The sequence below is a fragment of the Cupriavidus sp. DF5525 genome, from assembly GCF_040149425.2.
GTDB classification, from domain to species: Bacteria; Pseudomonadota; Gammaproteobacteria; order Burkholderiales; family Burkholderiaceae; genus Cupriavidus; species Cupriavidus pickettii_A.
The window spans coordinates 2642891-2663295 of record NZ_CP168266.1; the positions used below are offsets into that span (position 1 = coordinate 2642891).

The following is a 20405-nucleotide window of genomic DNA, read 5'->3' on the forward strand; positions in this document are numbered from 1 at the left end:
GGGCGGCCAGCGCGGCGATGCGGTGCTACCATCCAGCGGTCCGCCGCCTCTGGCGGACGCCCGCGCCGATGCGCTGGCCGGTCCCAATGCCAATTGCGCCTTCGCCCTTAGCTTGTTCCAGCCCAAGTTCCAGCGCGACGCCCGGCGCGCTGCGGCGCGGCGGGGTCGCGATCCCGACAACGCCCTCGCCCATGGTCCGATGCGCCGGCGACAATGCCTGCGCCTGGCCGCGGCTGGCATGCTGGCGGCAACCGCCAGACTGGTATTGCCGCGGCTCGCGTCGGCAGCTGACCTGCCGCGCCTGGTGGTCGGCTATGGCGCCGGCGGCGGCGCCGACCATATCGCGCGGCTTGTCGCCGACAGCCTCGCCGCCGACGGCTATCCCGTGCTGGTCGAGAACCGCCCCGGTGCCGCTGGCCTGCTCGCCTTGCAAGCAGTGCTGCGCGCGCCGGCCGGGCGCCCCATGCTGTTGCTGGGTACGGTGGGCTCGGTCAGCATCGCGCCGCTGCTGTCGCAGCAGGCAGCCGGCGCTGAGCGCCTGCATCCGGTCGCGGTGATCGCCAGTACGCCGCATGTGCTGCTGACCAGCGGTGCCGCACCAGCGGGTGTTGCGCCGGTCGCCGAGCTGCATGCGTGGCTCGAACATGCGCGGCAACAGCCGGGGCAACTGGCCTTTGCCTCGCTCGGCATCCATTCCAGCGCTCACCTGGTCGGCGAGCTGATGTGCCGGCAGGCGGGCGCCGACATGGCGCATATCCCTTATCCCGGCAGCGCCCGCGCGCTGACCGACCTGCAGGGCGGGCATATCGCCATGCTGGTCAGCACGTTGCAGGCTGCGCTGCCACTGTTGCGACAGGGCAGGGTGCGGGCGCTGGCGGTGACCGGCGAACGGCGCAGCCCGCTGGCACCGTCCACCCCTACGTTTGCCGAGGCCGGCATCGGCGGCATGGTCCAGTCGGCGTGGTACGGCCTGCTGGCAGCGCCGGGCATGCCGCGCTCGCACTATGCAGACCTGGCCGAACGCCTGCAACGGCTGCTGCAAGGCCAGCCTGCGTTGCGCCAGCGCCTGAGGCAGGACGGTGCGGAGCCGCTGGCGCTGAGCGGCGCCGCGGCGGCGGCCTACCTCGCGGCGCAACGGGAGATGTGGCGGGAGGTGATCGGGCAGGTGCGGTCACGGCTGGGATAGCTACGGGTTCCCGCTGGACTTTTCAGCCTGAAGAAAAAAACCCGCGAGCTTCGCGGGTTCAAGTCCCTGCCCGCAGGATCGGGCTCGGAGGAGACAACCACAGGAAAAAGGGTCGCGCGGCGGTCTATCCCAGGTTGTATTTGACGACCTGTTCCTCGACACCGACAAAACGCACCAGCTGGCGCAGGCCGCTGGCGAATTCCTTGATATGGTGGCCGTCCGGCGTATCGGGCAGCCGGTAATAGATGGGCGCCTTGTCGCGCATGGGCGGCAGGAAGCCGAGCGGACGCTGGGCGTCGGCTTCCCAGGCGACGTCGCGGTCTTCAGCAAGCATGGGTCTTCCGGTCATGGTCATAGTCCACGGTTGGCGCATGGTGCGGCCGGGAGGCTGTTTTTTTAGCTCGCACTGGATTCAATGTATCGAATGTATGGCAGCTGGCAGAAAAATGCTATTCAGTGTTTTTTAATTCTGTCTGCCAGGAAACTTCGAAACTGACAAATTCAACTTCACCGCCGAAATCGGGCGAGCCAGCCGGCAACCTGCCGGGGGCGCCTGCCAGTGCGATAACATTACGCCTGTCTTGCGGAGTGCGGACCGCCGGCGCGTGTGTCTGGCGGCCGCATCCACATCCAAAAATCATTAACCGTCCCCGACGGGCCACTGCCAAGCTGCATGTCGACCCAGCACGCCTTGTTGATTTCCCTGATCGAGAAGCCGTCGTCCGGCTATGACCTGGCGCGGCGCTTTGACCGTTCCATCGGCTATTTCTGGCATGCCACCCACCAGCAGATCTATCGCGAGCTGGGACGGATGGCGGACAGCGGCTGGATCGTTGCCGACGAGAGCGACGCGGCGGATGGCGACGGGCCCGCGGCCGATCGCAAGAACCGCAAGAAGGTCTACCGGGTATTGCCCGCCGGACGCGACGAGCTGGCGCGCTGGGTGCTGGCCCCCGGCGCAGGGCTGGACCAGCGCGAGGAAATCCTGGTCAAGCTGCGCGCCGATGCCGTGATCGGGCCGCTTGGCCTGGGCGACGAGATGCGCCGGCTGCTCGCGCTGCACCAGGCGCGGCTGGAGACCTACCTTGCGATCGAGCGGCGCGATTTCTCGGCGCCGGACATGGATCGCGCGCAGCAGTTGCGCTATGCGTTGCTGCGGCGGGGGATCCGCTTCGAGCAGGACTGGGTGGCCTGGGGCGAGGAACTGCTGCCCTTGCTGGAGAAGTCCCTGGGGCAATCTGCCGCCGCAAAGTAAAACGCCGGCTCGCGAGCCGGCGCTTGCTGCAAATGTCGCGACGCCTCAGGCGACGTCCACCGCGCGCGCACCCGCCGCGCTGGCCTCGCCCAGGCCCAGCCGGCGCCGCGCCAGCGCATACTCCTCGGCAAAGCGGCGCACCAGTTCGGCCGCCGGCACCACGCGCTTGATCGCGCCCACGCCCTGGCCGGCGCCCCAGATATCCTTCCACGCCTTCGCGCTGGCCGAGCCGAAATTCATCTTCGACGGATCGGATTGCGGCAGCGCGGCCGGATCCAGTCCCGCGCGCTCGATGCTGCCGCGCAGGTAGTTGCCGTGCACGCCGGTGAACAGGTTCGAATAGACGATGTCGTTGGCGCTGCTGTCGACGATCATCTGCTTGTAGCCGTCGTGCGCATTGGCTTCCTGCGTGGCAATGAAGGCCGAGCCGATATAGGCCAGGTCGGCGCCCGCGGCCTGCGCGGCTAGGATGGCGTCGCCGCTGGAAATCGCGCCCGACAGCAGCAGCGGGCCGTCGAACCATTCGCGGATCTCGTGCAGCAGCGCAAACGGCGACAGCGTGCCGGCATGGCCGCCCGCGCCGGCAGCCACCGCCACCAGCCCGTCGGCGCCCTTCTCGATGGCCTTGCGCGCGAACGTGTTGTTGATCACGTCGTGCAGCACGATGCCGCCGTACGAATGCACCGCTTCATTGACTTCGGTGCGCGCGCCCAGCGAGGTGATCACAATCGGCACCTTGTAGCGCACGCACAGCTCCAGGTCATGCTCGAGCCGGTCGTTGGACTTGTGCACGATCTGGTTGACCGCGAACGGTGCCGACGGGCGATCGGGATGCCTGGCGTCATGCTCGGCCAGCTCGGTGGTGATGCGGTCCAGCCATTCCTCCAGCTTGGGCGCCGGACGCGCGTTCAGCGCCGGGAACGAACCCACCACGCCGGCCTTGCACTGGGCGATCACCAGGTCGGGGTTGGAAATGATGAACAGCGGCGAGCAGACCACCGGCAGCGACAGCCGGTTCTGCAGCAGGGCGGGAAGGGCCATTTGAGATGTCTCCTGGGTGGTACGGTGATACGGAAATCTGTGCGGGTTTGGGCCGATGTGGCGACGGCTCAGGCCGCGCCGGTCAGCACGTCCTTCTGGCTGCCAAGCCGCGCGCCCATGGCGGCGGCAAGCGCGTCCAGGCCCGACCGCGGCCGGACCATGACTTCGAATTCGACGATGCGCCCGGCGTCGTCGAAGCGGATCATGTCGATGCCCTTGAGCGCCTTGCCCTCCACCGCGGCGCTGAACTCGAGCACCACGCTGTGGCCATCCTCGCTGACAAAGCCGCGGTGGTAGCGGAAGTCCTGGAACACCTGGTTCACCGTGGTCAGCACCAGCGCGATCGCGGCGCGGCCGGGATACGGCGTGTGCGCGACCGGCGAGCGGAACACGACCTCGTCGGCGACGATGGCGTCCAGCCCGGCCATCGAGTTGGTGGCGATCATCTGGTGCCAGGCGTCGAGCGAAGCCTGCGCGGCGGGAATCAGGTTGGCGGTGGTCACGGAGGTCTCCTTGGCTGGCGTCGGTGCGCGGCGTCTCTTCGGATCTGCGGGTCTGGGTTATATGCAACCAGTTGCATAGTGAGTCGAAAGGTAGCACGGTCTGTGGCACCGTGCAAGCGACGGACGGCAGGCGCCGCCGCCCACCTCCAGCGCAGTGACGGGTTGTCTACAATAGGCGCATCGCAACCCGCCGCCGGCCGGCCCCAGCAGGAGAGTCAGTGACCACTAAGCCCAGCGCCGCCCACCCTGAACAGGCGGCCTTGTTCGATGCCGACCTGGCCGCCTGGCGCGAGCATCCGGAGCGTGCCTTCGACGGGTGGCTGGCGCGGCACGGCTTTCGGCACGGCACCAGCGTGGTGTACCGCGCCATGTGGGGCAAGCTGCTGCGCTGGTCGGCCGAGCGCGGCCTGCCACCGCTGAGCTGGTCGGCGGAGCAGATCGGCGAATTCCTGGACGCGCAGCAGCTGCACAAGTCGCACCGCTACCGATACACGCGACTGATCGAGCGGGTCTTCCACCACCTGGCGCGGCTGCGCGAAGGCATGCACAACCCCGGCAGCCAGGCGGTACGCGCGCACCTGGCCGATGGTGAGAACGACCCCACCGCCTTCCTGCTGCCCGGCGAGCGCGACCTGCTGGTCGCGCGCATCCTCGGCCCGGCCAGCCTGCCTCCGCCCGGTGACGAGCGCGGGGCGGCCTCGCCTACCCAATGGAAGCGCGCCCGCGACACGGCGCTGCTGGCTGTGCTGCTCGGTGGCGGGCTGAAGGTGGCAGAAGCCCGGGCGCTGCGGGTGGATGCGGTGGACGATGGCGCGCCGGGCAGGATGGCGCTGCGCATGGTCCGCGCGGACAACGGCCGGGCCTATACGGTGCCGCTGTTTCCCCTGGCCCATGCGCCGCTGCGGGCATGGCTGGCGCTGCGCGAGGTCTCTGGCACGCTGGGCGGCCTGGTGTTTCCGGCGCTGCCAGCCGGGCGGCCGATGCATGCCGCTTCGGTCTATCGGCGCGTGGAGATCCTGCTGGACGAGGCCGGCGTGCTGGCGGGCCGCAGCGAACGAGCCTCGCCGCAGACGCTGCGCAATACTTGCGCCGCGATGCATTTCGAGGCGGGCACGGCGCCGGCCGAGGTGGCGCAATGCCTCGGCATGCGCGACCTGGAATCGGGCTGGCGCCTGCGCGCCGCCTATGAAGCCTGGCAGGCGCGTGCCGGGCTGGTGTCCGCGACGGCCGAAGCGCAACCCTAGCGCGCCTGCTGCCGCCGGCATGTATGGGTCAGCCGCCCGGGCCGCCGCGGCGCATCGTGGATAATATGTGACTTCGTCCGGCCCCGCCGTGGCGGCAAGCGGCGCCTGCGCCATTTCCTGAATCGGCCGGCCTGCGACTTCCGGCCCTGAAATCGACACCCACGCCAATTTCCATGTCCGAAACATTGCTCCTTACCGGCGCCACCGGCTATATCGCCTCACATACCTGGGTCTCGCTGCTCAATGCCGGCTACAACGTGATCGGCCTGGATAATCTGTGCAACAGCAGTCCGGTGGTGGTCGAGCGGCTGGCCACCATTACCGGCCAGGTCCCGCATTTTGTGCAGGGTGACGTGCGCGACCGCGCGCTGCTGGACCGGCTGTTTGCCGAACACCGCATCAGCGCGGTGATTCATTTTGCCGCGCTCAAGGCAGTGGGCGAATCCGTAAGCCAGCCGCTGGAGTATTACAGCAACAACCTGGACGGACTGCTGACGGTATGCGCGGCGATGCGCACTGCCGGCGTGAAAGAGCTGGTGTTCAGTTCCTCGGCCACGGTTTATGGCAATCCGCATGCGGTGCCGATCCTGGAGGATTTCCCGCTGTCGGCAACCAATCCGTACGGCCAGACCAAGCTGATGGGCGAGCAAATCCTGCGCGACCTGGAAAAATCCGATCCGTCATGGCGCATTGCCTACCTGCGCTATTTCAATCCGGTCGGCGCACATGAAAGCGGCCTGATCGGCGAGGATCCGCGCGGTATTCCGAATAACCTGATGCCTTATGTGGCGCAGGTCGCCGGCGGGCGCCGCGAGAAACTGATGGTATTCGGCGGCGACTATCCAACGCCGGACGGTACCGGCGTGCGCGACTATATCCACGTGTGCGACCTGGCTGACGGCCACCTGGCGGCGCTGGGCTACCTGCGCGGCCAGGGCAAGGGCATGACCGTGAACCTGGGCACGGGCCGCGGCTACAGCGTGCTGGAGGTGGTCAATGCCTACCAGCGCGCCAGCGGCAAGCCGGTGCCGTATGAGATCGTGGCCCGGCGCCCAGGCGATATCGCCTCGTGCTATGCCGATCCGGCGCTGGCCAACCAGCTGCTGGGCTGGCGCGCGCAGCACGACATCGACCGGATGTGCCAGGACTCGTGGCGCTGGCAGTCGATGAACCCGCAGGGGTTCGATGCCTGATGGTCGGCGCCCGCCAACAGGCGGGCGTACCCGTTTCTGCGGCGCCCCCGGAGGGGCCTGGCACCCTGCAAAACCTGCCTTGCGGCCGCCCAAGCAAAAACGCCACGGATTAATTCCGTGGCGTTTTGCCATCTGCCGGAGCGTGCGCTCAGCGGATCAGGAAGTCTTCGACCGATTTGCCCTGGGCCAGGGCCTGGGTCAGCCAGCCCGGGCGCTTGCCACGGCCGGTCCAGGTATTGCCGGCGCTGTCGCGGTAGCGCACCGGCACCTTGCGGTTGACGGCCTTCTTGCCGGCCGGTGCCTTGGTGCCAAAACCGAGGTCTTCCGCGGTCAGGCCATATTGCTCGATTTTCTCGCGAATATCGGCGATCACCGCGGATTGTTCGCGTGCCTTGATTTCCTCGGCTTGCTTCTGCAGTTCACTGATTTTCTGAACGATTTCCTGATAAGTCGCCATTGCGTCCTCGGTTTCCGGTAGGGTGGAATGCGGTGATGATGCTGCTATGGTGCAGCGGTACTGCGAAGGGTATGCGGTCGGTGAAATGCCGAAAACAATTATAACGGGGTAGGGACGCCCTGCAAATCCCGCTCCGCTTATCCGGCGCCGTTTTTGCGAAAAATCTTGATGCCGATATTGGTGTGAACTTTCGGTGTCAATGTGGGTCGCCGTTTTTCCGTCGCGCTGCCATGCCTTCGGTGCGGCAGCGAAACCTCTGCACATAAAGAGTGCTTTGTGTCTGAGCCAAGTGCGAGCCATGCCGGAGACCGCCACGGAGCCCCACGCTAAAATCAAATCGCCATAATCGACAGCCCCACGGCAGAAAGCGCGTTTCCGCCCGCACTGCAGCAAAAACACTGTGCCGGATAACCGACATGGGAGCAATTCCCGCGGATTTTGCCCGGTGGCCGGTGCGTTTGCTCAAGGATGAGAAGGGCTTCGCCGTTATCCGGGCAGGGCGGATCGTCGGAGTGTCGGTCCTGCCGTACCGGGGCCAGGGGTCGGCCTTGTGGATTGCTCACAGTCTCCTTTCATCATGTCTTTCCAAAACAATATCCAGATCAAGACCCTGCTACGGGGCGCCATGGGAATGCTGTCGTTGCTGCTGCTGCTGGTCGGGGGGGCGGGGCTGCACGGGATATCGCAAAGCAACGAAGCGCTCAGGGAGACTTATTCGATCCAGCTGGCATCGACCGCCGCGCTGAGCGACGCCATGCTGGCTACCACGCGCATGCGGCTGGCGCTGGACCGCAACGTCATGCAGGGCGAGCAGGATGACCCCAAGGTCAACGTAGACCGCTCCAAGGTATTCGTGGAAGCCTCGGAAGCGGCCTGGAAGCGCTACACCAGCCTGCCGCAGCACGACCAGGAGAAGCCGCTGGCCGCCGAACTGGACAAGCGTCGCCAGGCCTTCATGGAGCAGGGCGTGCTGCCGCTGCAGGCGGCCGCGCTCGCAGGCAACCAGGAAGAGGCGGTACGGCTGGCGAAGAAGGTGCTGCCTGACCTGCAGCGCAGCATGTCGGCCGCGCACGAGAAGCTGCAGAAATTCCTGATGGAAACCGGCCAGGCCAATTTCGACGCCGCACAGGCCAGCTACGAGCGCATCCGCATGCTCGCGGTCGCGCTGATCGTGCTGGGGCTGGTGGTGGCGGCGCTGTGCACCTTCACGCTCAACCGTGCCATCGTCACGCCGGTGGCGGAAGCGCTCGCCGTATTCGAGCGCATCGCCCGTGGCGACCTGACCTCGCGCATCACCAGCATCTCGAAGAACGAGGTCGGCCGCATGATGCAGGCGCTGGCCGCGATGCAGGCGAGCCTGTCGGGCATCGTCGCCGAGGTGCGCACCGGCGCCGATTCGATGGCGTCGGCCACGCAGCAGATTTCCACCGGCAACCTGGACCTGTCGCAGCGCACCGAGGAACAGGCCTCGTCGCTGGAGCAGACCGCCGCCAGCATGGAAGAGCTGACCACGGTGGTGCGCCAGAACGCCGACAACGCGCGCCAGGCCGGCGTGCTGGCCAACGAGGCCTCGCAGATCGCGCTCAAGGGCGGCGACGTGGTGGGCCGCGTGGTCGATACCATGAACGAGATCAACGGCGCCTCGCGCAAGGTGGTCGAGATCATCAGCGTGATCGAGGGCATTGCCTTCCAGACCAATATCCTGGCGCTGAACGCGGCGGTGGAAGCCGCCCGCGCCGGCGAGCAGGGCCGCGGCTTTGCCGTGGTGGCGGGCGAGGTGCGCAGCCTGGCGCAGCGCTCGGCGTCGGCAGCCAAGGAGATCGAGGCGCTGATCGGCGAGTCGGGCCAGCGCGTGGAGAGCGGCACCAGACTGGTGGCCGAAGCCGGGCAGACCATGGGCGAGATCGTCCAGGCGGTGCGCCGCGTGACTGACATCATGAACGAGATCGGCGCCGCTTCGCTGGAGCAGACCACCGGCATCGAGCAGGTCAACCAGGCGGTGAACCAGATGGACGAGGTCACGCAGCAGAACGCCGCGCTGGTGGAAGAGGCCGCCGCGGCGGCCGGGGCGCTGGAAGAGCAAGCCCGGAAGCTGAAGAACGTGGTATCGGTGTTCACCCTCGGTGCGGGGGCTGGCGCGGTTGGCGGCCGGGTTGCCGCCAGCAGCCGGACCTCGGCCGCGGCAGCGCGCACCGCGCCGGCGCTCGGCCCGGCGGCCGCCATGGTGGCTGCTCCCGCGGCCGCCGCATCGCGCGCCGCCAGCGCCCGCCAGGCGCCCGTTGCCCGACCCGCAGTCCGCCCGGCAGCCGCCACGGCAGGTGGCGCCGACGACTGGAGCGCGTTCTGATCGCGTCGTCCTGAGTATTGTCTTGTTCACACGACGACCGCAAGATGCCATGATGCGGGGTTTGCCCCGCGTCCGGTTCGTCTTCGCGCATACTTTTCTCCACCGCGCAGCCCAATGATTGTCCTGAGTTCCGTCCTGTTGCTGCTTGCCGCCCTGCTGGGCGTGGCCGCCGCCCTCGGTGTCCGCGCCGGGCGGGCGGACCAGGGAGCCGGAAGCCGGTCGCTGCGCGCGCTGAGCTGGTCGGCGGCGCTTCTGTCGCAGCTGACCATCAGCCTGCCCGTGGTGGTGGTGGTGTTTTCCGGCAGCCTGCCAGTCGCCAACGACACCGCGCAACTGGCCGTCAGCTTTGCCGCCGCCGCCGCGGCCACCACCGCCGTCAAGCTGCTGGCGCAGTGGCTGCGCCAGGGCACCCGGCTGTGGCGCGGCGCTGCGGTCATGGCCGTGGTGGCCGGCGCCGGCCTGGTGGCGGCGGCCGGCACGCACCTGGGCCGTGCCTGCGGCGCCGGCACGGTCACGGCGCGCCACTGCATCGACGCCGCCGGCCTGCCGCACCCGGCCTGGCTGGCCGGCGCGCTGACCGCGCTGTGCGCGCTGATGTTCGTCATCCACCGGGCCCAGTCGCGCGGCTGGTTGCCGGCACCGGCGCGTAGTGAAGCCGACCTGGCCGCGGAGGCCCCCGACGAACTCCCCGTGCACCGGCTGGCCGAGCCGCGCCAGGTGCGCCGCGGCGCGCGCATCCCGGGCCGGCTCACGGTGCGGGCCGCCGCGCGCGGGCAGGGCACGGTGGGCGAGTACAGCGTCGCCACGGTGATGCCTGACCGGGTCGCCTTCGGCCGTTGGCTGGACCAGGCCATCGCGCAGGCGCGGCTGGCCGAGACCGGTTGCGCGGTGCTGCTGATCCATATTGCCGACTACCGCGAGGTCGACGAGGTCTTCGAGATCCGCGCCGACGATATCCTGGCCCAGGACGCCGGCGCGCTGGCGCAGGCCGTGCTCGAGCCGCATGACTTCCTGGCCCGGCTGGCGCGCGACGAGTTTGCCGTGGGCGTGCCCGAGCTGGTCCACCACGGCCGCGCGCAGGAGCTGGGCTCGCGCATGCTGGGCTCGCTGGCCGAGTTCATTGCCGCGCGCGGCCTGCAGATGCAGATCGGCGTCAATATCGGCATCGCCATCTACCCGCGCGACGCGCAGACCTCCGAGGCGCTGATGCAGGCCGCCCGCGTCAGCCTGGCCGAGGCGCGCGAAAGCGGTTCGAACCAGGTGCGCCTGTTCAACAGCGCCGCCGGCGAGCGCGCGCGCCGCACCCGCGTGATCCGGCGCGACCTGTGGCTGGCGATCCAGGACGATGCGCTGTCGCTGCAGTTCCAGCCCAAATACGACGCCCGCCGCCGCACGCTGGTCGGCGCCGAGGCGCTGTGCCGCTGGCGCCATCCGGCGCTCGGCCAGGTCAGCCCGGCCGAGTTCATCACCGTGGCCGAGCAGTCCGGCCAGATCGACAAGCTCGACGACTGGGTGTTGACCAGCGTCTGCCGCCAGGTGCGCCTGTGGCAGGACGCCGGCCTGCCCACGGTGCCGGTGGCGATCAACGTCTCGGGGCTGCGCTTTGCCAGCCGCAACTTCCCGCAGTACCTGCTCGAGCAGATCCACCAGCACGACATCCCGCCCTCGGCGATCACGCTGGAGATCACTGAGACCGCGGCGATGAAGGACATCGGCAAGTCGCTGGAGACCCTGGCCGAGCTGCAGTCGCTCGGCATCCAGGTGGCGCTGGACGACTTCGGCAGCGGCTATTCGAGCCTGGGCTACCTCAAGCGCCTGCGCGTGGGCACGCTCAAGATCGACCGCACGCTGATCGGCGGGCTCGATACCGATGCGCAGGGCCGCGCCATCGTCGGCTCGATGGTGGCGCTGGCGCACGAGCTGCGCATGAAGGTGGTGGCCGAGGGCGTGGAGTCGGCCTCGCAGCTGGAGATCCTCAACGAGATGGGTTGCGACGAGGTGCAGGGCTACCTGCTGTCGCTGCCGCTGGATACCGCCGGGTTTGCCGATGCGCTGCGCGCGCTGAAGGGGGAGTGAGGCGGGCGGCGCCGGCTAAACCGAAGTTCCATGGTGACGCTGCGGCTGCGGCGTCGCGAAGCCCTTTTCCCGATTGAGGAATCGGCTCATCGGGGGGCGTTCGATGCCCTCATTTTGTAGTCACTAAAAGTTCTTGACATTGGCGGGTTTTCTCCTATTCTGCTGGCTATGCCAGCACGAAACGGAACCGCTCACGTCGTTACGACGACCCGCAAGTACAAGGACCAGATCTATCGCACCCACCTGTTGCGGCGCAGTTACCGCGAGGACGGCGTGGTCAAGAACGAGACGCTGGGCAACCTGTCCCACTTGCCCGAGGCACTGATCGAGATCATCCGCCGCTCACTCAAGGGCGAGACCTTCGTGCCGCTGGGCGAGGCGTTCGAGGTGACACGCTCGCGCGCTCACGGCCACGTGCAGGCGGTGGCCACGGCCATGCAGCGTCTGGGCTTTGCCTCGCTGATCGCCTCCAAGCCTTCGCGCGAGCGCGACCTGGTGCTGGCGATGGTGGCCGCGCGCATCGCGGCGCCGCACACGAAGCTGGCCACCACGCGCTGGTGGCACACCAGCACCCTGGCGGAGGACTTCGGCGTGACCGAGGCCAACGAGAACGACCTGTACGCGGCAATGGACTGGCTGCTCGCGCGCCAGGGCACAATCCAGAAGAAGCTCGCCGCGCGCCACTTGAGCGCCGGTGGCCTGGTGCTGTATGACCTGAGCTCCAGCTACTTCGAGGGCAGCACCTGCCCGCTGGCCAAGCTTGGCTACAGCCGCGATGGCAAGAAGGGGCTGCTACAGGTCAACTACGGCTTGCTCACCGATGCGCGCGGCTGCCCAGTGGCGGTGTCGGTGCATGAGGGCAACGTGGCCGACAGCCAGACCTTCATGCCCGAGGTGCGGCGCCTGCAAGAGGAATTTGGTCTCTCCCGATTGGTCATGGTGGGCGATCGCGGCATGATCTCCAGCAAGGCCATCGACCAGATGCGTGAAGGCGGTGACCTGGGCTGGATCACCGCGCTCAAGAGCGCCTCGATCCGCCCGCTGCTCGAGCAAGGGCAACTGCAGCTTGGCCTGTTCGACGAGCGCAATCTGCTGGAGCTGAGTTCACCGGACTATCCGGGCGAGCGGCTGGTGGCGTGCCGCAATCCGGAACTGGCCAGGCTACGTGCCCACAAGCGAGAAGAGTTGCTGGCGGCCACCGAGGCGTGCCTGCAGCCGATCGTTGCCCGCGTGCAGGCGGGCAAGCTTGCCGGGCGCGATCAGATCGGCCTGCGCGTGGGCAAGGTGATCGACAAGTACAAGGTGGCCAAGCACTTTGCGCTGAGTATCGACGACGCGGCCTTCACGTTCAGCCGCAACAGCGAGGGCATCGCCCGCGAGGCGGCGCTCGACGGCCTCTACATCATCCGCACTTCGGTGAGTGCGGCGCAGATGGACTCGGCCGAGTGCGTGCGCAACTACAAGGCGCTGGCCAACGTGGAGCGCGCGTTCCGTTCGCTAAAAACGGTGGACCTGAAGGTGCGGCCAATCCATCACCGCACGGCCGATCGGGTGCGTGCGCATATCCTGCTGTGCATGCTGGCCTACTACGTCGAATGGCACATGCGTGAGGCTTGGCGCGAACTGATGTTCGCCGACCCGGATCAGGCCGCCAAGGCCACGCGTGATCCGGTGGCGCCTGCCGTGCGCTCTGCGGCAGCGCTGGCCAAGGCGGCGCGCCACACACTTGACGACGGCACGCCCGTGCACAGCTTCTCGAGCTTGATGGCCGAACTCGCCACGATCGTGCGTAACACCTGCCGCACACCCAGCGCTGGCGCTGAAGTGCCGACGTTCGAACTCGTCACCACGGCCAACGCGAAACAGAAGCAGGCTCTGGAATTGCTTCAGCAAATCCGCGTGTAGACAGAAACTGGAACACGGGAATCACGACAAGTGGTTGTCGCAAAAGGGGAAACTCGCCCAGGCGGCTGGTGAACTTCGGGCTAAAGAACGCCGGCCGCGCTGCCGATAACGACGCTGGCAGCGGCTCAGCCCTGAGGACTGGTTCTCGGGCCGGCCCGTCCGTCGCCGTCCGCGCCGTCCACGCTGCCAAACTTCCAGGCGGATCAACCGAGCCCTGCAAACCGGAGGCGTCCCATGTCATCGCCCAGCATCCTCGTCGTCGACGATTCCCCTTCGCTTCGCCGCATGATCGGCGCGTGCCTGCGCGCCGGCGGGTTCGATGTCACCGAGGCCGCCGATGGCGACCAGGCGCATGCGCTCGCTGCCGGCGCCAGCTTCGGCATGCTGGTCACCGACCAGGTCATGCCGGGGATGGACGGCCTCACGCTGATCCGCAGCCTGCGCGCCACCGAACGCTACGCGCGCATCCCGATCCTGATGCTGACCACCGAGCATGACGGCAGCATCCGCGCACAGGCGCGCGCCGCCGGCGCCTCGGGCTTCCTGCCCAAGCCCTTCGATCCGGATGAACTGATGCAGGCCGTGGCCGCGCTGCTGGCGCCCCCGCACCCCTCCACGGAAGGGTAAGGAAAGCGCGGCGTCGCCCTTCAGTCACCCCGCCTGGCTGCCGTAAACACTGGTGGGCGAAGTCACGCCCCGGCGCCCGCCAGCGGCCACTGCCGCCGCAGCGCCAGAAAACCAGCATCAGCCAAATTTGGGGGCTAGACGATGAAGCACATCGACAAGGCAGACGGCGCGGTGGAAGAATTCCTGGCCTTTACGCTCGGGCGGGAGGAATACGGCATCGACATCCTGAAGGTCCAGGAAATCCGCGGCTACGAGTCCGTCACCCAGATTGCCAATGCGCCGGACTACATCAAGGGCGTGATCAACCTGCGCGGCATCATCGTGCCGATCATCGACCTGCGCATCAAGTTCCGCCAGCAGAAGGTCAGCTACGACCAGTACACCGTGGTCATCATCGTCGACCTCAACGACCGCACCACCGGCATCGTAGTGGACGGCGTGTCCGACGTGCTGACGCTCACGGCCGCGCAGATCAAGCCCACGCCGCACTTCTCCGGCGAACTGGCCACCGATTACATCCGCGGGCTCGGCTCGGTCGAGCAACGCATGCTGATCCTGGTCGATATCGAGAAGCTGCTCAATACCGAAGAACTGGCGGCGCTCGAAGCCGTGTCCTGATTCCTGTCTTACCGCTTTCTCCGCCCCCGCCGTCCGGCCGCCGAACCACGCCAGCCGGATCGAAACCGCCCGGGGCCTGGCGCGCCATCCCACCGTGCATGGCTGCTCCCGGGCAAGCAGTACTGTCATAGATGCGAAACAACCAACCCGTCACGCAGCGCGAACACCAGCTCTCCCCGTCGGACTACCTGATCTCGCGCACGGACCTCAAGGGCCGTATCACCTTTGCCAACCGCGCCTTCATCGAGGCCAGCGGCTATCCGGCCGAGGAACTGCTGGGCGCGCCGCACAACCTGGTGCGCCACCCCGACATGCCGCCGGAAGCGTTCGCCGACCTGTGGCAGAACCTGGAAGCCGGCCGCAGCTGGATGGGCGTGGTCAAGAACCGCCGCAAGAACGGCGACTTCTACTGGGTCAGCGCGACCGTCACGCCCACGCGCGTGGACGGCCGCGTGGTGGGCTACACCTCGGTGCGCTCGATGGCGACGCGCGAGCAGGTCGAGGCCGCAGGCGCCGCGTATGCGCGTTTTCGCGCGGGCCGCGCGGCGGGGCTGGCGATCCGCGACGGCGCGGTGGTGCGCACCGGCCTGGCCGGGCTGGTGCAGCGACTGCTGCGCATGAACCTGAAGCGCCGCATCCTGTGGGCGCAGGCCGGCGGGCTGGTGTGGTTCCTGGCGGCATTGGCAGCGGTTGAGATCCTCGACAAGGAAGGCGCTGCAGTGCTGCGCCCGTGGCTGTGGAGCGGCTTTGCGCTGGCGCTGGCGACGTCGTTCGCGGCCGGCACCATGCTGCTGGCACGCGTGAACCGGCCGGTGCGCGACATGCTGGACTTTGCGCTGCGCATGGGCGCGGGCGACCTGACCACCCGCTTCGAGCACCGCAGCAAGGACGAGATCGGTGCGCTGGCGCAGGCCATGCAGACCATGCAGCGCAGCCTGCTGTCGGTGGTGCACGAGATCCAGGAAGGCATGGCGAGCATTGCCACGGCGACGCGCCAGGTGGCCGCGGGCAATAACGACTTGTCGCAACGCACGGAGCAGCAGGCGGCTTCGCTGGAGCAGACCGCTTCGAGCATGGAAGAGCTGACCAGCACGGTGCGCCAGAACGCGGACAACGCGCGGCAGGCCAGCGGCCTCGCTGCCAACGCTTCGGAAACCGCGCTGCGCGGTGGCGAAGTGGTAGGCCGCGTGGTGCACACCATGGACGAGATCAACGATGCCTCGAAGAAGATCGTCGACATCATCGGCGTGATCGAAGGCATCGCCTTCCAGACCAATATCCTGGCGCTGAACGCCGCGGTGGAAGCCGCGCGTGCCGGCGAGCAGGGCCGTGGCTTTGCCGTGGTCGCGGGCGAGGTGCGCGGCCTGGCGCAGCGCAGCGCCAACGCCGCCAAGGAAATCAAGGGCCTGATCGGCGATACCGTGGAGCGCGTGGACAACGGGTCGGCGCTGGTGGGCCAGGCCGGCAAGACCATGGACGAGATCGTGCAGGCCGTGAAGTCCGTGACCGACATCATGGGCGAGATCAGCGCGGCCTCGGCCGAGCAGAGTTCCGGCATCGAACAGGTCAACCAGGCCGTGGCGCAGATGGACGAGGGCACGCAGCAGAACGCGGCGCTGGTGGAAGAGACTGCCGCCGCCGCAGGTTCGCTCGAAGAGCAATCGCTGCGCCTGCGCGATGCCATCGCCACGTTCCGCGTCAGCATGCAGGCCGAGGTGAGGCCGCAGCGTAAGAAGAGCATCGAGCGCGCCGACGCCGTTCAATCACTGGCACGGGCCTAGTGCGTTGCGCCAGGCCAGTCCGATCCGCAGGTGCGGGCAATGACCCGCATGCGCATAAAGCGGGCGCGGCATGCCGTGCCCGGGGCTTTCAGTAATAAGGGGGAGTTGCTATGCATTGGTTCAATCAATTGCGCGTCACGACCAGGCTGGTTGCCGGATTCCTGGTCGTTGCCGTGATCGGCGCCGTGATGGGGCTGCTGGGCGTCATCAACATGGGGCGCATGGCCGACTGGACCGGCAAGATCTACAACGGCGACCTGCAGGCGCTGAAGGCGGTGCAGGACGCCAACATCAACCTGGTCTATGCCAGCCGCTCGCAGATCGGGCTGCTGTCCGCATCGACCATGGGCGAGCGCGCGACCGAGAAGGAACAGATCGCCAAGTCGCTCGCGTTGATGGACGAGCGCATCCGCCAGGTGGTGGGCGCTTTCGAGCAGGCCGAGGGCAAGGCGTTGGTCAAGCAGTACCAGCAGCTGTCGCCGGTTTTCCGCGAGCGCATGAACAAGTACGTGGAGCTGGTCAGCAAGCAGCCGCTGGACACCTCGCAGTTCGAGAGCCAGGTGTTCTCCGAGAGCGCCGACCTGCTCAAGGACAGCCATGCGCTGGAAGAGGTTATGTTCAAGATGGTGAAGCGCCGCGACGACCGCGCCCGCAGCAACATGGAAGAAGCGCGCCGCGTCTATGACGCCACGCGCATCTGGATGCTGGGGCTGGTGCTGGGTGGCCTGGCGCTGTCGGTGCTGCTGGGCGTGTTCCTGGCGCGCGCGCTGTCGCGCCAGCTGGGCGGCGAGCCGGGCTATGCGGCGGAGATCGCCTCGCGTATCGCCGAGGGTGATTTCTCGTCGCCGGTGGCCACGCGCGCCGGCGACAAGAGCAGCCTGGTCTATGCAATGCAGCAGATGCAGCAGCAGCTCTCGCACATGGTGCGCGATTTCAAGGAGTCGGCGGAGTCGATCGGCACGGCCTCGCGTGAAATCGCAGCGGGCAACAACGACCTGTCGCAACGCACCGAGCAGCAGGCCGCGTCGCTGGAGGAAACCGCTTCCAGCATGGAAGAGCTGACCAGCACCGTGCGCCAGAACGCGGACAACGCGCGCCAGGCCAGCGGCCTGGCTGCCAATGCGTCGGAAACCGCGCTGCGCGGCGGCGAAGTGGTGGGGCGCGTGGTGCAGACCATGGACGAGATCAACGACGCCTCGAAGAAGATTGTCGACATCATCGGCGTGATCGAAGGCATTGCCTTCCAGACCAACATCCTTGCGCTGAACGCGGCGGTGGAAGCCGCGCGTGCCGGCGAACAGGGCCGTGGCTTCGCGGTAGTCGCAGGCGAAGTGCGCAGCCTGGCGCAACGCAGCGCCAATGCGGCCAAGGAAATCAAGGGCCTGATCGGGGATACGGTCGAGCGCGTCGACAACGGCTCGGCACTGGTGGGCCAGGCCGGCAAGACCATGGACGAGATCGTGCAGGCGGTGAAGCGCGTGACCGACATCATGGGCGAGATCAGCGCAGCCTCCGCCGAGCAGAGTTCCGGCATCGAGCAGGTCAACCAGGCCGTGGCGCAGATGGATGAGGTGACGCAGCAGAACGCCGCACTGGTGGAAGAAGCCGCCGCAGCGGCCGGCGCGCTGGAAGAGCAGGCCAGCCGCCTGCAGGGCGCGGTGTCGATGTTCCGCCTGGCGGCCGAGGATGCGCAGGCTTCGTTCTCGCTGTCGTCTTCGCACTCATCCTCGTCGTCGTCCTCGTCGCAGGGCAAGGTCGGCGCCGTGCGTGCGGTCGCCTCGCGCAAGCGCACCGCCGCCGTGCCGGCCGTGGCAACGGCCGCAGCCGCCGGGGGCGAAGCCAACGACGTGGTCGATGCCGCCGCCGAGCCCCTGCGTCCCGCTGCCGCACGCACGCCGCGCCCCGCGCTGGCCGGTGCCGACAACGGCGACTGGAGCGCGTTCTGATCCACCCAGAGAACCGGCAACAGCGGCCGCGCGGCGGCCCGGGATGGCAATGCAATGACGACCGAGATCACCCTGGCCCTGCCGCATGACGATGCCGCCCGGCTACGCAAGGAATTCGACCAGTTCATCGGGGTTTCCACCGGCCTGGACCGGGAGTTCCTGCCGCCCGAGTTCAACGACTTCCTGCGCGCCCGGCTGCTGCAGCATGACGGCCCGCTGACCGAGCGCGCGGTGACGCGGCTGTTGGCCGGCGGCGAGTATGGCTGGGCGCGGCGCGTGTTCGACAAGCAGTTGCCCAATGCCCTGGCCGCGCTGATGCGCGATGCACAGCGCTTCGGCTTTGGCCTGGCGGTGCAGCCTGAATGGACGGCGGAGCAGCGCCTTGCGCATGCGCGCGAATGGGCCGCGCAGGTGCTGACCGAATGCGGCGCCGACGCCGCCTTTACTGAAGCGCTGGCGACCCAGGTGGCGGCCTCGGCCGAAGATGTTCGCGTGCTGGAGGAGCGCATGCGCACGCCCGCGTGGCGGCTGGCGGAAAGCCTGCGCCAGCGCGCCTATGACCTGATGTACGCACTGCAGACCGAAGAGAATGAGGCCGCCGGCCGCGCGCGCGTGGGCGAGCTGCGCGGCATGCTGGGGCTGGCGCTGGAGTATGGCTCGGTGCAGCCCGAAGAAGCGTCGCGCGTGCTGGAGCAGGTGGAGCGCACGCGCCCGGCGTTGTTCCGTGAGGCGCCTGACGATGTGTTTACCCGGCTGGCGGCGTGGCTGCGCCGGATGTTCGGATCGTGATGTGCGGTGATTTTTGGACGGCGATTTCGGAAACACGCGCCGTGAGCATCATGCGCGCCACTCGTCAATAGAGGAATCCAGCAGTCACCCGGGAACGGGTGTGGCGCGTTGGCGGATATGACCTTTGCTGAACAGCGTTGCGCGAAATCAAGTGACAGGCGTGTGACTTGTTACAAAATGCACGCGCTCCATGTCTGTTTCGCACGACATTTGCTTGCCCCCCGCGTAAGTAGGGATTGGCATTCCAGGCAAATTGCCGATATAAACGTAACAGTCTCACTTACACTCTGTAACAGTTGTAACGGAGTCGATAACAGTAAGACACGGGCGAAGTTCCTTTTGTCGTACGTTGTACCCGCCCAGCCGCATACAAACGATCCGGTCGCCGGCGCCTTCGGGCTCCGGTAAGCGCTGGACAAGCGGCCATGGCAGGTTTTTTGGTAGCGGGGAAAAATTGGAAAGCAGTGAAGTTCTCCAGGAGATCAGGGAGGTCAATCTCGCCTATCTGCTGCTCGCGCAACGCCTGGTGCGCGAAAACCAAGTCGAAGCCATGTTCCGGCTCGGGGTCAGCAAGGAAATCGCCGATATCCTTGGCAAGCTGACGTCCGCGCAACTCGTCAAGCTGGCGGCATCCAACATGGTGCTGTGCAGGTTCCGCTTCGACGACCATGCGCTTCTGTCCACTCTCACCCACACGGCCAAGAGCCATGACATGCAGCAGATCCACGCCGCGATCCTGCTGGCACGTCAGCCTGTGGAGTCCCTCAATTGACCGCGCTGCTGAAGGCCGAACCCACACGGAGCTTCACGGCCACCTCCGCAGCCGCCCCCCGCAAGAGCGTTCTCCAGGATGCCAACCAGACCCAGCTCGCCATCGAGCTGATCGGCCTGGGTGCGCGCCTGCAGGTGCTTGAAGCCGAGACCACGCTGTCGCGTGACCGGCTCATCCGCCTGTACAAGGAACTGCGCGGCGTCTCGCCCCCCAAGGGCATGCTTCCCTTCTCGACGGACTGGTTCACCACCTGGCTGCCGAATATCCACTCTTCGCTGTTCTTCTCTGCCTACCAGTTCATGGTGCAGGAAGGCGAGACCGTGGGCATCCGTGCGGTGGTGGCGGCATACCGCCTGTACCTTGAGCATGTTTCGCTGCTGGGCGGCGAAATTGTCTTAAGTTTCACGCGTGCCTGGACGTTAGTACGGTTCTTCGAGAGCAACATGCTGCAGCTGTCCAGCTGCACGTGTTGCGGCGGACAGTTCGTCACGCACGCGTATGAGCCGCACGCGAACTTCGTGTGCAGCCTGTGCCGTCCGCCCTCACGCGCAGGGAAAGTGAAGAAGCTCTCGAAAGACGCCGCCGCCGAGCAGACCAACGCCTGATCCTGGTCAAGGTCCGCCGGCTGGCAAGCTTGCAGCGCTGGCGGACGGAGGCCTCTCCGT

At 67.2% G+C, this 20405-nt stretch carries 18 protein-coding genes; 14 read left to right on the forward strand and 4 right to left on the reverse strand.

What is annotated here, in order from left to right; all coding sequences use genetic code 11:
- Window positions 1–22: 22 nt before the first annotated feature.
- The gene (locus ABNX08_RS33265) at window positions 23–1186 is read left to right on the forward strand and encodes a tripartite tricarboxylate transporter substrate binding protein (protein ID WP_022537440.1); all 1164 of its coding nucleotides are present in this window, start codon (window positions 23–25) and stop codon (window positions 1184–1186) included.
- Between the two features lie 124 nt (window positions 1187–1310).
- Here ABNX08_RS33265 and ABNX08_RS33270 read toward each other — a convergent pair whose 3' ends face one another.
- Entirely contained in the window at window positions 1311–1535 is a 225-nt protein-coding gene (locus tag ABNX08_RS33270) for a hypothetical protein (RefSeq protein ID WP_022537441.1), read from the reverse strand.
- 324 nt (window positions 1536–1859) lie between these two features.
- On the opposite strand from ABNX08_RS33270, the gene ABNX08_RS33275 reads away from it, so the two are divergent.
- Entirely contained in the window at window positions 1860–2441 is a 582-nt protein-coding gene (locus tag ABNX08_RS33275) for a PadR family transcriptional regulator (protein ID WP_022537442.1), read from the forward strand.
- Between the two features lie 45 nt (window positions 2442–2486).
- Here the strand turns inward: ABNX08_RS33275 and ABNX08_RS33280 are convergent, their stop codons facing one another.
- Together ABNX08_RS33280 and ABNX08_RS33285 are read right to left on the reverse strand one after the other, a co-directional pair.
- Window positions 2487–3482: a nitronate monooxygenase family protein gene (locus ABNX08_RS33280; protein ID WP_022537443.1), complete on the reverse strand. Its 996-nt coding sequence runs from the start codon at window positions 3480–3482 to the stop codon at window positions 2487–2489.
- 68 nt (window positions 3483–3550) lie between these two features.
- Window positions 3551–3985, reverse strand: coding sequence for a nuclear transport factor 2 family protein (locus tag ABNX08_RS33285; RefSeq protein ID WP_022537444.1), 435 nt, complete (start codon window positions 3983–3985; stop codon window positions 3551–3553).
- 218 nt (window positions 3986–4203) lie between these two features.
- On the opposite strand from ABNX08_RS33285, the gene ABNX08_RS33290 reads away from it, so the two are divergent.
- Entirely contained in the window at window positions 4204–5229 is a 1026-nt protein-coding gene (locus ABNX08_RS33290) for a tyrosine-type recombinase/integrase (protein WP_022537445.1), read from the forward strand.
- Between the two features lie 173 nt (window positions 5230–5402).
- Window positions 5403–6422 (forward strand): UDP-glucose 4-epimerase GalE, encoded by a 1020-nt coding sequence (gene galE / locus ABNX08_RS33295; protein WP_022537446.1) that lies wholly within the window; start codon window positions 5403–5405, stop codon window positions 6420–6422.
- A gap of 148 nt (window positions 6423–6570) precedes the next feature.
- On the opposite strand, the gene ABNX08_RS33300 is transcribed toward galE, so the two are convergent.
- On the reverse strand, window positions 6571–6879 hold the full coding sequence (locus ABNX08_RS33300) for an H-NS family nucleoid-associated regulatory protein (protein ID WP_022537447.1): 309 nt from the start codon (window positions 6877–6879) through the stop codon (window positions 6571–6573).
- Window positions 6880–7456: 577 nt separating this feature from the next.
- Here ABNX08_RS33300 and ABNX08_RS33305 point away from each other — a divergent pair.
- From ABNX08_RS33305 to flhC, 10 genes are all read left to right on the forward strand, one after another.
- Window positions 7457–9226 (forward strand): methyl-accepting chemotaxis protein, encoded by a 1770-nt coding sequence (locus tag ABNX08_RS33305; protein WP_022537448.1) that lies wholly within the window; start codon window positions 7457–7459, stop codon window positions 9224–9226.
- A gap of 114 nt (window positions 9227–9340) precedes the next feature.
- Window positions 9341–11302 carry a bifunctional diguanylate cyclase/phosphodiesterase gene (locus tag ABNX08_RS33310; protein ID WP_022537449.1) on the forward strand — a complete coding sequence of 654 codons (1962 nt, stop codon included), beginning with the start codon at window positions 9341–9343 and terminating at the stop codon, window positions 11300–11302.
- 168 nt (window positions 11303–11470) lie between these two features.
- Window positions 11471–13207 (forward strand): IS1634 family transposase, encoded by a 1737-nt coding sequence (locus ABNX08_RS33315; protein WP_022534593.1) that lies wholly within the window; start codon window positions 11471–11473, stop codon window positions 13205–13207.
- Window positions 13208–13441: 234 nt separating this feature from the next.
- Window positions 13442–13834: a response regulator gene (locus tag ABNX08_RS33320; protein WP_022537450.1), complete on the forward strand. Its 393-nt coding sequence runs from the start codon at window positions 13442–13444 to the stop codon at window positions 13832–13834.
- A 141-nt stretch (window positions 13835–13975) separates the two neighbouring features.
- Complete coding sequence (locus ABNX08_RS33325; RefSeq protein WP_022537451.1) at window positions 13976–14452, forward strand: chemotaxis protein CheW; 477 nt, start codon at window positions 13976–13978, stop codon at window positions 14450–14452.
- A gap of 131 nt (window positions 14453–14583) precedes the next feature.
- Complete coding sequence (locus ABNX08_RS33330) at window positions 14584–16233, forward strand: PAS domain-containing methyl-accepting chemotaxis protein (RefSeq protein WP_022537452.1); 1650 nt, start codon at window positions 14584–14586, stop codon at window positions 16231–16233.
- A 110-nt stretch (window positions 16234–16343) separates the two neighbouring features.
- On the forward strand, window positions 16344–18179 hold the full coding sequence (locus ABNX08_RS33335) for a methyl-accepting chemotaxis protein (RefSeq protein ID WP_022537453.1): 1836 nt from the start codon (window positions 16344–16346) through the stop codon (window positions 18177–18179).
- A gap of 54 nt (window positions 18180–18233) precedes the next feature.
- The gene (locus ABNX08_RS33340; protein WP_022537454.1) at window positions 18234–18968 is read left to right on the forward strand and encodes a DUF4088 family protein; all 735 of its coding nucleotides are present in this window, start codon (window positions 18234–18236) and stop codon (window positions 18966–18968) included.
- A gap of 454 nt (window positions 18969–19422) precedes the next feature.
- Complete coding sequence (gene flhD, locus ABNX08_RS33345; protein ID WP_022537455.1) at window positions 19423–19740, forward strand: flagellar transcriptional regulator FlhD; 318 nt, start codon at window positions 19423–19425, stop codon at window positions 19738–19740.
- A complete protein-coding gene (gene flhC / locus ABNX08_RS33350; protein WP_022537456.1) occupies window positions 19737–20345 on the forward strand; it encodes a flagellar transcriptional regulator FlhC in 609 nt (202 codons plus the stop codon). Before flhD ends, flhC begins: the two co-directional genes overlap by 4 nt.
- Window positions 20346–20405 lie beyond the last annotated feature (60 nt).

Excerpts from the sequence above, each read along its gene's own strand:
- ABNX08_RS33275 (WP_022537442.1), top strand. The coding sequence starts at position 1,860 with ATGTCGACCCAGCACGCCTTGTTGATTTCCCTGATCGAGAAGCCGTCG.
- ABNX08_RS33320 (WP_022537450.1), top strand. The coding sequence starts at position 13,442 with ATGTCATCGCCCAGCATCCTCGTCGTCGACGATTCCCCTTCGCTTCGC.
- ABNX08_RS33280 (WP_022537443.1), bottom strand. The coding sequence starts at position 3,482 with ATGGCCCTTCCCGCCCTGCTGCAGAACCGGCTGTCGCTGCCGGTGGTC.
- ABNX08_RS33300 (WP_022537447.1), bottom strand. The coding sequence starts at position 6,879 with ATGGCGACTTATCAGGAAATCGTTCAGAAAATCAGTGAACTGCAGAAG.
- ABNX08_RS33340 (WP_022537454.1), top strand. The coding sequence starts at position 18,234 with ATGACGACCGAGATCACCCTGGCCCTGCCGCATGACGATGCCGCCCGG.
- ABNX08_RS33270 (WP_022537441.1), bottom strand. The coding sequence starts at position 1,535 with ATGACCGGAAGACCCATGCTTGCTGAAGACCGCGACGTCGCCTGGGAA.
- ABNX08_RS33325 (WP_022537451.1), top strand. The coding sequence starts at position 13,976 with ATGAAGCACATCGACAAGGCAGACGGCGCGGTGGAAGAATTCCTGGCC.
- galE (WP_022537446.1), top strand. The coding sequence starts at position 5,403 with ATGTCCGAAACATTGCTCCTTACCGGCGCCACCGGCTATATCGCCTCA.
- ABNX08_RS33305 (WP_022537448.1), top strand. The coding sequence starts at position 7,457 with ATGTCTTTCCAAAACAATATCCAGATCAAGACCCTGCTACGGGGCGCC.
- ABNX08_RS33335 (WP_022537453.1), top strand. The coding sequence starts at position 16,344 with ATGCATTGGTTCAATCAATTGCGCGTCACGACCAGGCTGGTTGCCGGA.
- ABNX08_RS33310 (WP_022537449.1), top strand. The coding sequence starts at position 9,341 with ATGATTGTCCTGAGTTCCGTCCTGTTGCTGCTTGCCGCCCTGCTGGGC.
- ABNX08_RS33315 (WP_022534593.1), top strand. The coding sequence starts at position 11,471 with ATGCCAGCACGAAACGGAACCGCTCACGTCGTTACGACGACCCGCAAG.
- ABNX08_RS33330 (WP_022537452.1), top strand. The coding sequence starts at position 14,584 with ATGCGAAACAACCAACCCGTCACGCAGCGCGAACACCAGCTCTCCCCG.